General features: G+C 63.2%; 15 protein-coding genes. All 15 read right to left on the reverse strand.

Annotated features, from left to right (window positions below):
• Positions 1–1,213: 1,213 nt before the first annotated feature.
• The 15 genes from C8J44_RS17760 to C8J44_RS17830 all read right to left on the reverse strand — a co-directional run bounded on the left by C8J44_RS17760 (position 1,214) and on the right by C8J44_RS17830 (position 15,666).
• Positions 1,214–2,977, reverse strand: coding sequence for a type IV secretory system conjugative DNA transfer family protein (locus tag C8J44_RS17760; protein WP_259466938.1), 1,764 nt, complete (start codon positions 2,975–2,977; stop codon positions 1,214–1,216).
• Positions 2,978–3,143: 166 nt separating this feature from the next.
• Positions 3,144–4,166, reverse strand: coding sequence for a P-type DNA transfer ATPase VirB11 (gene virB11, locus C8J44_RS17765; protein ID WP_121905596.1), 1,023 nt, complete (start codon positions 4,164–4,166; stop codon positions 3,144–3,146).
• A gap of 4 nt (positions 4,167–4,170) precedes the next feature.
• Positions 4,171–5,481: a type IV secretion system protein VirB10 gene (virB10, locus tag C8J44_RS17770; RefSeq protein WP_121905597.1), complete on the reverse strand. Its 1,311-nt coding sequence runs from the start codon at positions 5,479–5,481 to the stop codon at positions 4,171–4,173.
• 1 nt (position 5,482) lies between these two features.
• Positions 5,483–6,490, reverse strand: a complete 1,008-nt coding sequence (locus tag C8J44_RS17775) for a TrbG/VirB9 family P-type conjugative transfer protein (RefSeq protein ID WP_121905598.1) — start codon at positions 6,488–6,490, stop codon at positions 5,483–5,485.
• A 1-nt stretch (position 6,491) separates the two neighbouring features.
• Positions 6,492–7,169, reverse strand: coding sequence for a virB8 family protein (locus C8J44_RS17780; protein WP_121905599.1), 678 nt, complete (start codon positions 7,167–7,169; stop codon positions 6,492–6,494).
• 418 nt (positions 7,170–7,587) lie between these two features.
• On the reverse strand, positions 7,588–8,628 hold the full coding sequence (locus C8J44_RS17785) for a type IV secretion system protein (RefSeq protein WP_121905652.1): 1,041 nt from the start codon (positions 8,626–8,628) through the stop codon (positions 7,588–7,590).
• Between the two features lie 69 nt (positions 8,629–8,697).
• Positions 8,698–8,970 carry a hypothetical protein gene (locus C8J44_RS17790; RefSeq protein ID WP_121905600.1) on the reverse strand — a complete coding sequence of 91 codons (273 nt, stop codon included), beginning with the start codon at positions 8,968–8,970 and terminating at the stop codon, positions 8,698–8,700.
• A gap of 2 nt (positions 8,971–8,972) precedes the next feature.
• Positions 8,973–9,698, reverse strand: a complete 726-nt coding sequence (locus tag C8J44_RS17795) for a type IV secretion system protein (protein WP_121905601.1) — start codon at positions 9,696–9,698, stop codon at positions 8,973–8,975.
• A 1-nt stretch (position 9,699) separates the two neighbouring features.
• Positions 9,700–12,066, reverse strand: a complete 2,367-nt coding sequence (locus C8J44_RS17800) for a VirB4 family type IV secretion/conjugal transfer ATPase (RefSeq protein WP_121905602.1) — start codon at positions 12,064–12,066, stop codon at positions 9,700–9,702.
• Positions 12,059–12,400, reverse strand: coding sequence for a type IV secretion system protein VirB3 (locus tag C8J44_RS17805; RefSeq protein ID WP_121905603.1), 342 nt, complete (start codon positions 12,398–12,400; stop codon positions 12,059–12,061). Before C8J44_RS17805 ends, C8J44_RS17800 begins: the two co-directional genes overlap by 8 nt.
• A complete protein-coding gene (locus C8J44_RS17810) occupies positions 12,393–12,728 on the reverse strand; it encodes a TrbC/VirB2 family protein (RefSeq protein ID WP_229839537.1) in 336 nt (111 codons plus the stop codon). Before C8J44_RS17810 ends, C8J44_RS17805 begins: the two co-directional genes overlap by 8 nt.
• Before the next feature lie 10 nt (positions 12,729–12,738).
• Positions 12,739–14,067, reverse strand: a complete 1,329-nt coding sequence (locus C8J44_RS17815) for an LPD7 domain-containing protein (protein ID WP_121905605.1) — start codon at positions 14,065–14,067, stop codon at positions 12,739–12,741.
• Positions 14,064–14,663, reverse strand: a complete 600-nt coding sequence (locus tag C8J44_RS17820) for a lytic transglycosylase domain-containing protein (RefSeq protein ID WP_121905606.1) — start codon at positions 14,661–14,663, stop codon at positions 14,064–14,066. The genes C8J44_RS17815 and C8J44_RS17820 overlap by 4 nt, the downstream gene beginning before the upstream one ends.
• Complete coding sequence (locus C8J44_RS17825) at positions 14,660–15,013, reverse strand: hypothetical protein (protein WP_121905607.1); 354 nt, start codon at positions 15,011–15,013, stop codon at positions 14,660–14,662. The genes C8J44_RS17820 and C8J44_RS17825 overlap by 4 nt, the downstream gene beginning before the upstream one ends.
• The gene (locus C8J44_RS17830; RefSeq protein ID WP_259466939.1) at positions 15,010–15,666 is read right to left on the reverse strand and encodes a muramidase; all 657 of its coding nucleotides are present in this window, start codon (positions 15,664–15,666) and stop codon (positions 15,010–15,012) included. Before C8J44_RS17830 ends, C8J44_RS17825 begins: the two co-directional genes overlap by 4 nt.
• Positions 15,667–15,917 lie beyond the last annotated feature (251 nt).

Genomic DNA, 15,917 nt, shown 5'->3' on the forward strand with positions numbered 1-15,917 from the left:
TATAGCTGCGTGTCGGTTGCCAGGTGATTGGCTATCTTGCGTCGCAGCCATATCTGGCGACGTTATGTTTCGAGCATCACGTCTGTATCGGGGGCGGCGGTGAGTTTTCGCACGGTCTGGATCGAATTTCGGGAATGTCCGGGTTGGGCAGGAAAGCGGAACGGCGGCTTTCGGGAAGGTGCTGGCGATGGCCGACATTCTGTGGCGCTGCCTCCTTTTACAGGAGTATCTATCGTTACATTCACACGCTCGGCGGTCTGCTACGATCGAACTCCATTTTGAAGATTCCGTCAGACCTCAAAACATAGGTGCAATGATGCCAATCTTCCTGACTCTCTTTAAGCATGTCACGCCTTAGGGCGGATAGAGCATCATTGACGGATCGGTTCATGGTTCTCTCACCTTCCACCCCCTCAACAAGCTTACCGTTGCACACGACATCGTAGCGCCTCTGTATCCAGTCGTCATGAACTTCTGCCACGATCCATACTTCGGATACAGAAGCCGCTAGCATTGGAGCAATTGCGAGGGCGATGCTCTCCAGCTGACGGCTACTTTCCATTTCTGCATTTACCTCCGATGCCAGATTATATCAGCGTAATCGCTTTTGCGATCCATTTTACCGCGCTTGCCCATTGGCCGTAACTAGACAGCTTTACCAATCCCGAGCGCCCCGATTGCAACTCATGTCTGGAAAGTTCCCCATAATCCCACTGAACGAATGACTACTACCGGGACTCCGAATTACTAACCCGAGCGTCCGGGTGTGGGCGTGAACGGCCCTGCCGTTTTTAAGCGCCGACTAGCCCCGCCAGTGTCGGAAAACACATGATAGGCGACGCAGAGCACCGCAAATTCTGGAGAATTGCGGCGTGGGGCGGTGGCGCACGTGCTCTAGGTTCGCACTATTGCGCGAGATACCCTGTCGGATGGAGAAAGTGCGCGACAACCTCGGAGGCGGGGTTTTTCGTTAGGGGAGCCGCGGCTGTTATTTTGGCGTGAGATCGAAGCCCCGCGGAGTCGCTACCGTGCAGGCTGGCGCGATGCCGAGCAAATCTCGGAAGCCCCGCGAATGGCCGATTCATCCGAAACCCGACATTCCCGGCCGATTGCCCGAACGACTGCTTCGTCCCATTTGACGCCATTGGGGACAAATCGCTCGTTCCCAAAAACGATTCCCGCTAGCGAATCGCCGAAAAGGCATTCTCATTAATTACGCAGCTTTGCGTCGCACCATGAGGACGCCTTCGAAGAGTTTGGCGACACGCTCGTTTGGCGGAACGGCCAAAGCCGCGCTGATCGCGGCCTGATTCAATCCCCGCCGACCCATTGCACGAGCGCCGTTGGTAGCAGCAGGTTCTGAGGGTGTCGCGGCGCTTCGCATCGACGAGGCGTCGTCGGCGGGAGCCTGCGTGGCCTCGATCACCCGAAGGCTGTTAGCAGCGACGGCGGGGTCGACGCGGATCTGGGGCATCTCCGGGGCGGGTATTTTGGTCCGCGCCGAGAGCTTCTTCTCGGCATAGTAACGGACCTTCTTTCCATAGGTCGCGTACATGCCTCGCCGGAAAACGATCAGATCGTCCTCCGGCAGCAACTCAACTTCCTGAGGGAGCATCAGCGGCCGGCGCTGATCGGAGTCCGAGGTGGAGCCGCCGCCGCCGCCCCACGTTCCTATCGAGCGCGACCGCGCCTTGAACGTGTAGCTGCCGAGCTGGTCCGAAATCTTCTTCGCCTCGGCCAAACCGGCCGGACGAAGAACAAGCCGCACCGCGCAGTTTCGCTCGATGTCGGCCGCCACCTTGTCCCCATAAACGCCCTGGATCTGTTCGAGCGACTGGAACGCCGGCAGCATCCGCAGCCCGTAGCCGGCGACATAGCTGAAGGCGTTCGCGAGCACGGTGCATTTGCCGAGGCTCGCGAACTCGTCCAGGGCGAGCAGCACCTTGATCTGATGCTTGTCGCCCTTCGGCAGCTCGCGGACGTTGCGGTCGATGAGTTGCTGGAAGAGCAGGCCGTAGATGGGCGCAACCCGCTCTAGGTCGTCCGGCGACACGCCGAGATAGAGCGAGATCCGCTTGTCCCGAAAGTCACTGAGATCGAAATCGCTCTCTGAGGTCGCCGCATCGACATATGGGTTCAGCCAGCCGTTGATCTTGGACGTAACCGACTGGCGCAATCCGGAAAATGTGTTCGCCGACGAGCCGGTATAATCCTTGATCGCCGATACGCACCCTTCCGACAGGGGCTTCCCGGCCTTCTTACGATCGGCGATGATCTTCGGGAAACGCCGCTGGGCATCGCTGGCCGCGAACTGGCGGTACACCTCGCCGAGCGTGAAGGGGAGGGCGTCCTCCCCATCGTCGACGGTTGCCGCGATATATGCGGTGATGCCGAGAAAAGCGGTTCGCGCGCCCTCGGCCCAGAACTTCTCGCCCGTGAGCGGATCGGGATAGAGCATTGCCGCGATCTTCTGAAGCTCGTTGATGACCTCCACCGGATCATGCCGGTTGATGTAGCTCAGCGGGTTCCACCGCACGGTGCGACCCGTGGGATCGAGCGGGTTGAAGAGCAGCACCTGCTGCCCGAGCACCTTCAGCCGATACCCCGCGGTGTTGTCGTAATTCTCCTGCTTGATGTCGAGCACCACGAGAGAATCGAGCCAGTCGAGCAAGTTCGGGATGATGACGCCCACCCCCTTGCCGGCGCGCGTCGGGGCTTCCAGCATCACATGCTCGGGTCCGCCAAAGCGCATCACCTTCCCGCCGAACTTGCCCAGCACGATGCCGGCCGAGGCGAGCATCTTGCCGTTGCGAACCTCGCCGACTCGCGCGAAGCGCGCCTCGCCGTGGAGCTTCTGCCGTTTGAACAGCGTGGAGAGGATGGTGATGACCGTCAGAACGAGGCCGATCCCGAAGCCGATCAGGAACGGCTGATAGACGATCGGATAGCCCTTCAACGCCCACAGCGCGGCCGGCACCTTAATCCAGGGCGTATGCGCGTTGAGGAGGTGGGCACGCCACAGGACGGCGAGGGCGCCGATCGTGGCGCTCAGCGCCAGGCCGATGATGCCAAGGAACGCGATCGCGCCCGGCTGCGACCCTTCGTCGCTTCGCACCCATTTTCCGTTCATGCCGGCACCCCCTTCAGTCGGTCGGCTTGCTCGCCGGATCGAACCATACTTCGGTCATGCGATAGCGCGCCGGCTGGCCCTCGCCGGGTGGCAGGCGGTGCATCTGCACGACGATATCGACCAGCGAGCGCAGCAGCGCCCGGATGTCGTGGCGGTCGAGATCGTTGCCGCCTTCCGATTCCTTCACCAGCAGCGTCAGCTGCTCGAGCGCGCCCTCGGCCGTATTGGCGTGGACCGTGGTGATCGAACCGGGATGACCGCTGTTGACGTTGCGCAGGTAGAAGAAGGCGGTGCCGTCCCGCAGTTCCTGCAGAAGGATGCGATCGGGCCGCATCCGCAGCGCCGATTCCAGCAACTCCTTGGCGCCCGCCTTCTGGAGGCTCTTCCCATCCTTGGCGTACATCATGTGGACGTGGTTGCGCTGGGGTACGACGAGCTCGCGCGTGTCCTCGATCGTCAGGATCCGCTCATAGTCCGGGATCAGCTTGATGAGACCCTTAGAGAAGCTCGTCTTGCCGGAGCCCGTCGCGCCGGAAATGAGGATGTTCTTGCGGGCTTCGACCGCCAGCTTGAAGAAGGCGCGCCAATCGCCCGCCTCGCGCAGTCGCAGCAGATCGGGGTCAACCTCCTCGTACAGGCCGTGCGCGCGCACCTCGCTGAACAGGCCGGCACGCTCGAAATCGTCGATGTTCATCGTCACGCCGGACGCTTTGCGGATCGTGATCGAGATGAAGCCTTGCTCGACCGCCGGGGGAACGACGACCTGTGCGCGCTCGCCGCCCGGCAGGACCGAGGAGCATATCGGATATTCGGAGTTGATGTCCTGCTTGGTCAGCCCCGCGATCAGCTTCGCCAGCGTCATGAGGGCCGCATTGTCGAGTGCGGGCTCCTCATGCCATTCCCAGCCACCACGCGTCTCGAGGCCGATCATCCCTGGCTCGTTGATGACCAGCTCGGTCACATCGTCGCGCAGAAGGTGCCGTCGGATCGGCTCGGCATTATGCTCGTAGATCAGCGACGTCGGACTGGATGCCACGGCCTTAACGCCTCAATCCCACATCATAGACTGAGCGGAAATCGAAGTCCTTGGCGACGAAGATCGCCGCGGTGTCGCCCTGGTTCTTCTTCAAGATCGGTTTGATGTTCATAGTTTGCTGAAGGACGGTCTGCCCGGTTTGTCCGGGAACTTGCGTGGTGTTGCTCCCCTCATTGGCGACCGCCCGACCGGCGATTTGCGAGGCATCCTCCAGCACCGAGATGACGAGCCCAACGCCGAAACGTGCCCAGAACTGGGTATCGACGCCGCCTGGCAACCCGGCCCGACCAAGGCTATCCGCTGCCGGCGACCCGAGGTCGATCGCTACGCCGCGCGGCGTCAGGGCGCGCGTCCACAGTACGAACAGGCGCGCTTGCCCCTGCGTGATGCCGCCGGAATATTGCCCGAGGACCTTGGTCCCCTTGTCGAGCAGGACGATGCGACCGTTCTCGGAATAGACATCGTGGTTGATGACGCAGGACACGAACCCGGCCTGCGTCGAGTTGATCGCCGTTTGGAGCGTGCAGGGGATGACCGTGCCCGCACTCAGCAGAAGGTTACGGTCCGCGACCATCGTTGCCCGGACCGTCTGGATCGCGGCATGGCCGAGCTGATCGTTGAAGTCGGTCGAACCCTTGCCCGCTTCGGCCGGATTGTCTTCGCCCGGCGCTCCGAAACCACTGGCACCGAGACCCCGCCGCGCGACGGTGGATTGTCCAGCGCCGCGCGTCCGGTCCTCGAGGTCCGTACTCTGTTGAGCGTCCGCACCGGGCGCGGAGGCGGGAAGAGCGGTCGAGGCCAGCCCGGTGTTGCCAAAGGCCATGATCGGCGATCGCCGGGCCGCATCGGCCATGGCGCGCGCCTGCTCTGCACGTCGCTGCTCCGGAGATTGCTGTCCGTTCGCCGTGGCGGAGGCTGTCCCGCCCGTTGTCGGCACCGGATTGCCGTTGGCATCGGCGACCTGCGTCCCCGCCGCTGCGGCGATCGGCCGCCCGAAGATGTCGGTCTGCGCCGCGCCGGGCTGGCCGAGTTGACCCGCGAGCGCCGCTCGCTGGGCGTTTGGCGATCCCATCACGTCGTCCACGGCACGGTCACTGGCCTTCGCGGGCTGCGCGGCAGCCGCGGTACTGGCCGATTGGTGAAACGCACCATAGCCTATCACGATGCCGCTTAGGGCGCCGAGCAATCCGATCCCCGCACCGATGAAGGCGAGGTTGCCCCACCCGCCGCTACGCGCGACCGGGTTATCGACCTCGCTTGGAGCAACGGTGTCGGCAGCGACATCGTCCCCGCGGTCAATCACGGTCCCGACCATGTTACTGCCCCTTCACTTCGCGTTCGACGACATTGGAGATGGTGCCCGTTCGATCGCCGCGATCGTTGCGCAGCGGCGCCTCGTTGTAGATGCACAGCACCGTCGCCCCGCGCCGGAGGCGCAACTGACGGTAGACCGCATGGATCACGACGAAATCCTCGCGAACATCGTAGGGGACGATCGTCTCGGTCCCGTCGACGTCGACCGCGAAGATCGAGGGAATGTCGGCGTGGCCCGGATAGCGCAGCACGGTGAACTCGCCGTTGTCGGAGACCTCGGTGGGTTGCAGCGCGACGTCGCCCTGCACGGTATAACTCATATTCCGGGTGCCCTCGATCACGGCATGGTCGAGCGCGGCGATGGTGATGGTCGTCTCGATCGCCTTGGCGGCCTGGACCTGGGCAAGCTGCACCTGCAACGCCGCCATCGCCCGTTCCTCGCGCGGATAGCGGAATCGTACGCCGTACATCGTGGCGCCCGTCCCTAGTGCGAGGTTGAAATGATAGGTGCGCGACACGCCGCCCGCGTTGGTGACGACGATCAGGTTGGTTCCTCCAGCCCTCTCGCGGGGTTTGAGAAAGACGATGTTTCCAACGGGCGCGATCTGCCAGGAGACGGTATCGCCCAAGGCGGCCTGCGTGACCGTTTCGCCGGGCCCGAACTGGATCTCGATCGCGTGCCGGAAACTGCCGACGATCGTCACCACCTGATCTGGATCGTAGTTGACGTTGCGAACGCGAGCGTCCTTGGCCCCAGGGACGGGGGTCTCCGACGCGAACGCAGGCTGTGGCGCGAGCGTGACTGCCGCGGCACCCAGAACCGAGAACGCGACGAGGCGGAGCCACACCGCCCCGACCCCGCGCCAGAAGCGGTTCCTGGCGCCATCCTCCGTCAGCACCAACGCCGTCGTCGGCGGTGACAGGCGCAGACCCAGCTCTTTGCGGAGCGCGGGCATGAAGGGGACGGCAACACGGTCGCCATTGTCCGACGTATTTGGCTGATCGCTCATGTCACGCCTCCGGGTCAGAACGATAATTCACGACCTGGAAGCCGAGCGGATTGATATTCCGATCCTTCTCATGCTCCGGCGCCGTCGTGTATCTGAAGGTCATGATCGCGTTCCAATTCTGCGCGATCGGCGTGTTCTGCCCGAAGGTGATGATCTTCGTGAAGCGGACCTGCGCCACGGTAGGACTGAGGAAACTGATCGTTCTTATCGAGATCGAGACGAAGCCCTTGTCGCCATAGATGTTGGACGGAGCGTTCTTGTTGTTGGCCTGAACGCTGTTGAGGTAACGAGCGCTCTCGGCGGAATCGCTGGTAAGCATGACCGTATAGGCGTTCTCGCGCGCGGCATCGTTGAGCCAGCCTTCGCGCAACCGCACATATTGCGAGATGAAGTAGCGGTTGACCGCATCCTCATAGGTGCGCGGCTGCGGCCCCTTGAGCGCGGTCACGACCTGCGTCTCGCCCGAGCTCTTGTCGACCCTGATGACATAGGGCTCGACGGTCTTCAGCGGGCTGAGCATCGCGACTGCCGCAACTGACGCCACAGCGAGCGTGCACGCAGCCGCCGCAACGCCCCAGGCGAGCCGCTTGGACTGGATCGCCGCACGCATACGGTCATATTCCCACGTCCTCGATGTCTCGTAGTATTTCTCTTTATCTTCGGCCTTCACCGCGCCCATGGCGTCGATCCCTTCAGCAGGAGGAGTAGGTCGGCGCGACGTCCTGCGCGGACGTGCGTGGCGCCGATCGCGGGATATTCATGGCCCCAGGTCCGATTGGGGCGGCAGGCGGACCTCCGGCACCGGGCGTAGGGGGCGGTGCGGGCTCGCGTGATGGAGGAACCACCATCGACTGCCCTGCGCCCTGCTGTGACGCCGGCAGTGGCACCGGCAAGCTTGGCAGGATCGACCCGTAGAGGTTGGCGGGACGCCGGTGTTTGCCGTCGCACACCGAGACGGGCTTGATATGGGTCCCGGTGCAGCCGCCAAGCACAAGCGTGCCGATCGCCACGATGGTCAGCCTTTTCATACCGTCTCCGTTCGTAAGGTCCCGCGCCTGCGGTGTTCCGTGTTTCATGGTTCTGGACTGGCAGCCGGCCTAATTGGACCGAGATGCCGAGCCGCCCGTGCCGCTTCCTCCTGCGGGGGGACGGTTCGCCTGCGTCGCGCGCCGGAACATGAGCCGGTTGGTCAACATGTTCGCCCCGGTCTGCAGGAAGCCATGGCCGCCAGATGACGCACCCCCCGAGATACCCGCAGCGATGGCCGGCGATTGAAAGAAGAAGATCGTGCCGACGATGTAGATCGCCGCGCAGGCGATCGTCGCGACGAGCATCACGGCAGCTTTCAGAACGATGTAGCCGTTCTGCGCCATGACGAAGGACGAGCCGTCTTCGGGGATCGATCCCATGATGCCGTCCATGGCGGCTTCCTGGAGGCCGGTGATGAACTTGGTCATGATTGCCATGACGACCATCAGCAGGATGAAATTGACGGTCTGCTTCAGCCACCCGTCGAACAGCCAGCGGGAGGAGTTGAAAAGCAGACACGCCAGCGCGAGCGGCGCGAGCGCGACGCAGATCGCAACGGACAGCTTGGCAAAAATGACGATGCAAAAGCCGATCGACGCCGACATAAACGCGAAGATGTAGAGGACGGCGACACACAGATAGGTGATCAGGGTGGCGCTGAGCTGGATCACGGGTGTGCGAAAGTCTGTGATGCCCTTCTGCTCTTGCGATTGAACTTTCAGGTTCGCGTTGACCAACTTTTCCGAGAGCTTGCCGGTATCGGCGACATAGGTATCGAAGGTGGTGCCCGGGTTGGTGACGGGCGTGCCCGATCCAGCCGCGATGATCTCGCTTGGCAAGTTGGTGACCACGTTCACCACGAACGCCGAATAGCCAACCGCGCTGGCAGCGGCGAGGGCGAACCCGACCTTACCAGCCTGGAATACCAGCTCGCGAAGTGGAGCCTGGATAGCCCCTCGTAGCACGGCAAAGCCGAGCAGCAGGAAGTAGATGATCGCTGCCAGGGCCAAAGGCGCTGCAACGAAACTGACGAGCCCCGCTCCGAAGCTCGCAACCGAGGTCGCTATGGCGGTTTCCACATACGAATACATCGTCGTGAACAGCGTCATGATGTTGGGTGGGCCGGCAGCCATTGGATGAGGTTCCGATCTTCGGCGATCAAGGCGCAGCGATTAAATCTACTTCTTGCGGATCGTGCTCTGTTTGAAGAAGTCCGCCTCTTCGTTGCCGGCCTTGGTCTGGGCGACCGAGATGGTCGCGTCACCGGTCGTCGCGCACATCTTGGCCTTCTGATCCGCAGGGAGATGGCTGTATTCCCCCGCATCGCACTTCGCCTGCCACTGCGAGAGGAGTTGAGGACTGGCGATCAGCTCCTTGGCGGTAGGCACCACGACGTTCTGTTGGCATCCGCAGACGACGAGCAACGAGCAGAGGGATAGTATCTTGCGCATGATCACTTCCTGATCGTGTTGGCACTGAAGAATGCTGCTTCATCGCGACCGGCCGCCACTTGCGCTGCGCTGATCTGCATGTTCGCCTGACCGGCCTGCGCCATCTGGATCGCCTGCATCTTGAGCATATCGTTTTGAAGCTGTGCCTGTTCGACCGAGATCCGGGCTTGCAGATCCATCACGTCCTTGGGATCTTTGGCATACGACAGTTGCTCGCGGAGCTGGTCGAGGCCCTGCATCCGGGTCTGGGCGATGCTGAGCGTATTCTCGCCCAGCGCGGCCGTGGCAGCCGATGAGCTGGTCGCATCCTTGAGCGCCTGGTTGTAGGCCAGATCCGCGTCGGAGGACGACGTTGCCGGCAGCGCGTACCGAGATTGGATGCTCGATGCGAGCGAACCGAGCGGACCGATCTTCGACAGGTCGCCACCGAGCAACGTCGAGGCGTCGATTGTCGTGTTGGGCAGGATGTTGCGCACTTGCGCGTTGAGCAATTGCGGGGCGAGCGCGTTAACGTTGGTCAGCTTTTGAAGCGAGCTGAGCGTCGTCGTCGCCGTCTGGATCTGCTGCTCGCCCTGCTGAATCATTTTGACCGTGTTCTGAACCTGGGCGAGCGCCTGCACATAGGTCGAGGTGTCGAACACAGGGATGCCCTGTGCAGCGGCCGGCGACGTAAACGCGACGATCGCGACCGGCGCGGCTGCAACCATGATGATGCGCTTGAGCGACATGTCAGCTTCTCCTTTGGTTGGCATAGAAATGCGGCAGCCACGCCGCAGGATCGTTGCCCGCCAGGGCAATGGCCTCCTCCATGGCGACGAGGGTTTCCTCGCGGCCAGAAAGCACTTTCAGCTCATTGGGCATCCCGCCGAGATCGAGCTTTGCAACGATCGAGGTATGCCCTTGCTTGACCAGAAAGGTCCGGCTCTCCGGCGTCAGATCCTCACGGATCAGCCGGTACTCCGCGTCCGTCAGGCCGAGCCCGTCGCAATAATCCGATCGCTTGGCGTCCGAGTTTGGAAGCAAGATCTTGGTCGCGGTCTGCTCGATGATCGAGTGCGCGATCGGCGAGCGCAGCGCATCGGCCGGGGACTGCGTGCCAAATACCATGAAGGCGTTGCGCTTACGGAAGGTCTTGAGACCGTCCTGCGCGAACGCCCGAAAGGCTTCGTCCTGAAGCGCCTTCCAGAACTCGTCTACGTCGACCACGACACGCTGCCCGTCCAGCAGCTCGTCGACGCGGTGGAAGAGGTACAACATCGTGGGAGTGCGGATCTCCGGGTTCTCCAGGAAGTCCGTCATGTCGAAGCCGATGAACCGCGCCGACATCGACACCTCGTCCTGCGGACCATCGAAAGCCCAGCCGAGCGGGCCGCCCAGACACCAGCGCTCCAGCCGCGCACCAATGCCCTCCGCATCGGCGTAGCCCAGCATTTCGCGCAACGCGCTGAACGAGCGCGACGGCGCCGGCAGCCGCATCACCGCCTCGATACCCTCGTCGATCAGTCGCTCTTCGGCGACGCTGAGAGGGCGGTTTTCCCGGCGTACCAGAACACGGATAAACTGCCGCAGAAACGCGATGTCGTGCGGAGACGGGGTGAGGCCCTTCAACGGCGCGAAGCCGGTGGGCTCGCCGTCGCGCAGCGCCAAATAGGTGCCGCCACAAGCGCGCACGAAGATCTCGGCACCGCGGTCCTTGTCGAAAAACACCTGTTTCGCGCCGGTCTTTTCGAGCTGCGCTTGCAGGAAGTTCTGCAGCACCGTCTTGCCGCCACCGGTTGGCCCGATGATGAGCGTGTGGCCGATGTCGGCACGGTGAAAATTGAACCAGAAGGACGAGCCCGCGCGCGTCTTGAGCAGCGTTACCGCCTCGCCCCAGTGGTTCCCCGACTTGCGGCCGGCCGGGAAGGTGTAGAACGGGCTCAGGCCTGCAAAATTGCGTGTGTTGATGACCGCGGGGCGCGCGCGCATCCTGAAATTGCCGGGAAGCTGCGCCCAGAAGGCGGCTTCCAGCGCGACGTCCTCGCGCGCCATCACCATGCCCGTATCGGCCGCTGCCGATCGGGCTATCGACAAGCGTTCCAGCAGCCGCTTCGGGTTCTCGTCGATGACCGCGATCGAGAGGTGATGCTCGCCCATGGCGAAGCGGTTCGCCATGAGATCGTCGACGCCGTCGAGCAGTTCCTCCGCCTGGCTGACGCCGGCATCGTCCGAGGAGACCATTTGCTTGTATTTTTTCGTGAACCGCTCGCTCGCGACCGACTTCACCAACGGCGCGAAACTCTGGGTCAGCACGAACGGGAAGTCGAGCGTGAGCAGGCTGTTGAACTGACCGGTCCGCGTGCTGGCGACATACTCGCGCACACCGAACATGCCGAGGAAATGCGACGTGTGCGGCAGCCGGATCTCGGCCGCCTCGCGACCGAACACCACGCGTGAGGCATACAGGGCTTGGCCCAGCCTGCCGTCGAGCAGCGGCACGCGGATGCGGTCGCCGGTCAGGATGAAGTGCAGCACCTCCATCGGTCGTGAAAAAAGGACGCCGTTGTGCTCATACAGCGAGAGCGGCTCTGGCGCGACATCGGCGAGCAGCGTTTCGAAGTCGCGGCACTTGTCCGCCATGATAGTGAGCGCGCGATGGTCAATCTCGGCGTTGGCTTTTCGCCTGGAGAAAAGCCGCGTCACTTGCTCGCCGGCCATGCTCGACGGCCGGACGATGATCGTGACGTAGAACTCGTTGTGGTAGAGGACTTTCTCCTTCAGCGTGTCGGCGTATTTCTCCTGCAAGGTTCGCGCGAAGTCGGAGTGGAAGTCGCCACCGAGAACAGGGTCGGTCGCTGTCCGCACGAGATGGGTCCACAGCGCGACGCGATCGTCACCGATCGAGCGCCACGCGATGTTGAGCTTGTTATGCCAGGTGTTGAGGTCGCCGATGTCGCTGGTCTCGAACGGCCGCCCATCGACGCGGTACATGCGCATGAGCGAGCCGTCTTCGAGGGCAACCAGCGTGTCGTCGACGTGCCGCGTGTAAGGAATGAACTTGATGTCATCCGTCTCGCGAACCGCGATCTTCTTATGCCTCAGCCTGGTATCAGTCATTGCCGAAATGCTTCCGCTTCACGCCTTTGGCGAGGCGGACGGGTGAGTAGCTCCCGCCGCCCCAGAACTTGCGGTTCTTGGATAGGAAGCCGGTCTGGAACCACAGGCCCCACAGCCGGAACGCGTTGAAGTCGTAGTGACAGATCATGCGTGCCGGGAAGTAGAGCGCTCCGAACAAGGCCAGGGGGTAAAACGGATTATGGAAAACCCCCCAGATCACCATGCAGACCATGATGATCGGCAGGATCGCCTCGAGCGGCAATCCCATGAACACCGATGGTCTGGTCAGGGCGAGGAACACCTTATCCTCGGCGAGCCTATCCGCGTCAGCCACCCGAGCTGCTCATCCAGCCGACGATCGTCGTGGCCGAAAAAATGATACCGATGCCAATCAGCACCGTGACCGCTTTTCCCCAGTCCATCCGACCGGTCAGCTTGGCATAGCCGACCGCCATGACGGCGATGACGCCGACCACGGACGCAACGGTAGTCATCCATGCCTTGATAGTGTTGAGACCACCTTCGATCGCGGTTCCATCGGCAAAGGCCGGCTGGGCGATCGAAATGAGGGCGAGCGCACCGACAAAGCCGATGACCTGCCGCGCGCGGGCGTCGGACAACATCCGGCCCATGCCTTGAGTGAACTTCATACGGGTCTCCATGGCTTGGGGTTTACCTCTCGAGATCGTGGGTGGGGCGGATCGGCTCGACCTGCCGCACAGGCGTCGGCTCGCGGACCGAAACATCCAGGCCGCGCCGCAGCACGTCCGAGATCATGTGGCGGCTCTCCAAGCTCGCGGACGTCATCCGTTCCGCGTCGCCATCGAACGCCACACCAAGGTGCTGATCCATCGCCGCCTGCGCCAGTAGCGCGTTGGCGAGGCGCGGCTCGGCGGCGATACTCTCCGCCCCGCCATGAAGGAACAGTTCGGCCAGTTCGTCATTTTCGTGACGTCGCTCAGGCGCGGCCTGATGAAGGCGCTCCTCCCGAACGATATGGGGTTCCTGTTCGGTCTGTCGCTCGGGCGCAGCCGTCGCTTCGCCGGCTAGGCGGTCTTCGGGCGTGGCGGCGAGCGCGCCGCCGAGCGGCACGTTCGCACCGGCTTCGCGGGCGACTTCGTGCCGGTTGAGCCCAGAGCGGACGATGTAGATCGCATCGGCGACCTCGCCGTCCCACGCGCCGTCGCGCGCCATCTGGCGCAGACCGTCGGGTTCATAACCGGACCTTGAGAAGGCGCTGACCAGCGTCGGGCTTTCCAAGGCCCGCTCCAGCGCCCCGTTCAGCGCATCCCTGTTCAGATCGATACGTTCGGCCTGAACCTCCCTCCGCAAGGGGTCCATGTCCTCGCTGACGGCCGCGTAGAGCGCCTTGCGATCCTGCGTGTGGACGCTCACCGTCAACAGGAGGCGCTTGTCTGCGTCGGACAATTCGGTGCTGCTTCCGCTTGGCAACGGCTGAGGCGCGCCGTTCCTCTCCGCGTCGGCCGACGGCGCGACTACTGTCGCCTCCGTCGCCCCGACAGCCGCCGTCGGAGCGACGGGTTCGACAGTCGGCGCCGGCTTCTCCGCCACCTCACGGTCGCGTCGTGCAGCATCGGCGCGACGCAGCTCTTCCATTCGCGCCTGTTCGTCGAAGCTCGGCTCATAGCCGCGCACGGTCAGGCCTTCGCGCGACGCTGCCGTCCACACGGCCTGACGAAACTCAGGCGAACCTTCGACGTCGATTCCTGCCCAGCCATTGTGCTTGGCGATCGTGACCAGGGCCGAGACGGTCTCGGGATCCTCGTTTCGAGCAATGATGCGATCGCCGGCAATCTCGATCGACGGGTTCTCACGATCTGTCGGCAGGAACATGCCGACGCGGCGCTCGCTGCCGTCGGACGGCTCGATGATCCGTACCTGATACCGTGTCGCCAGCTCAGGCGGAATCTGGAAAGCCGCCTGTCCGGCTTGCGTCTCCGCGTCGAGGCCGCCCCGTGCAACGCTGTTATCCGCGCTCATTTGAAGACCTGAACCGCGCTGGAATCGATCTGCCCCACCACCCAGCTAGCTTCGGCGATCCCTTGCTTTGCCGAGGCGGGCGTGGCGGTCGGCGCCGACGCCGAGCCTGGGATGGGCGGGGGTGTCTGGATCGTCCCCATGCCGCTCGCGGCCGACCAAACGCGACCGACATAACCATTGCGGAAACCGCGTGTCAGCGTGCCGGTGTTGTAGAGCGAATAGGTCGCCGAGATCGCGTCCAGCCCCGTATAATGCTGGATCGCGAGGCCATATCCCGCCCGAAGGATCGAGGATGCGAGCCGCAGGTTCGTACAAGGATCGAAGGCCTGCTCGACGGTGACACCCAATCGCGCGAAATTGGCGGAGTTCACCTGCGCCAACCCGACATCGACCGTATAGCCGGCCGCCATGTACCGCCGCACCAGCGCGGCACCGTCGGCGATCGACGCGGCGCGGACACGCGGCCCCTTGTTGATATTGATCGCCAGATCGTCGCCGCCGCTTTCGGTCACGACGAGGGGAACAACCGCCTCGGTCGCGATCTCAGGCGCGCATTGCTGCGCAAGCATGGTGATCGCGGCGATGGCGTGGATCATTGCTGCGTCACCGTCTGGTAGCGGGTGTCGAGCGCGTACCGCGACGTTCCGCCATCGGCCTGCGTCACGGTCAGGTCGTAGCCGTGCTTGGCCTTTTTCATTTTGACGCCGACCCCGGTGCAGGTCGGGAACGAGCCGCCGATAGCGAGGGCGTTCCAGAGTTTCGTGATCGGCGGGACGCACTCGACATATTTCGTCGGCGAACCGGGTGTCGCGAGGCAGAGGACCACCTGACACCCCCAGTCCGACGCGTAGGCGGGTTGTGGGCCCGCGACCGCCACGACGCCGGCCACGCAAAGCGCGATGGCGCCAGTAGTGCCGCCCAGCTTGGTCATCAGGTATCGGATCATGAGCCACCTCCATGAAATGCGCGCCACTCTTCGGTTGCGAACACGTCCCACTGCGCCGGTGCATTGGCGGCAAGGGCGAGGGCCGAGGCCGGCGCAGTCGGTGCGGGGGCCGCCTCAACTCCGGCGGGCGTCGGCGGGGACGGCGCGTCGCCTTGTGCGACGGTGATGATCCAGTCCTCGTCGCCTTCGATCGGTCGGGTCCGGTCGATGACCTGTCCGGGTCGCGCGAACGCCACATGCCAGTGGTTCGCGTGACCGCGATCCCCCGGCCCAAGCAGCTCGATGATACGGATACCGCTCTGTGCCATGAGCGCCCGGATCTGCTCGCGGTCGATCGCGTGAACGCCGCCTGCGGGAACGAAATCGACCGCTTGGCCGAACTTGTGCCAGCTATACCGCGCGCCGTAGCTGGCGTTCATTGGGCGGATCGTATCGGTGATCCGCGAGCCAAAGGCGCGACGAACGAGGGCTGCGACGTTCGACACCGAGGGCGCGCCCACGGAGCCGATAGAAGACCGGTCGTCGTCGAGATGCGAGAGCGCGCAGGCATCAAAAACCGTTGCCGGCGTGATACCGTGAGTCGCAAAATCACGGCCGCGGATCCCAAGCGGCCCCGCCTCGAAGTCCGCGCCCAACGCGATCAGATCACGCACCGTCGCCTCTGCGTCAGCTGCGTTGCCCGGCTGCCGAACGAGGACCGCACCCGAACGAACGGAGATTGCGAGCGACGCGGGAGATGGCGTTCCGGCCCCGGCTAGCCCGGCGGCACAGAGTTGAATTGCCTTCGCTACGATACTCGCCGGAAGCACACCAATGCACCATTGCTGAATTGAACCCAAGCAGATGTCAGCGACTAGAGGACATCGACATCAAAAGGCTAAACCTGAAGCATAAGGCAAACAAC

It is taken from the genome of Sphingomonas sp. PP-CE-3A-406, from assembly GCF_003688625.1.
Lineage (GTDB): Bacteria > Pseudomonadota > Alphaproteobacteria > Sphingomonadales > Sphingomonadaceae > Sphingomonas.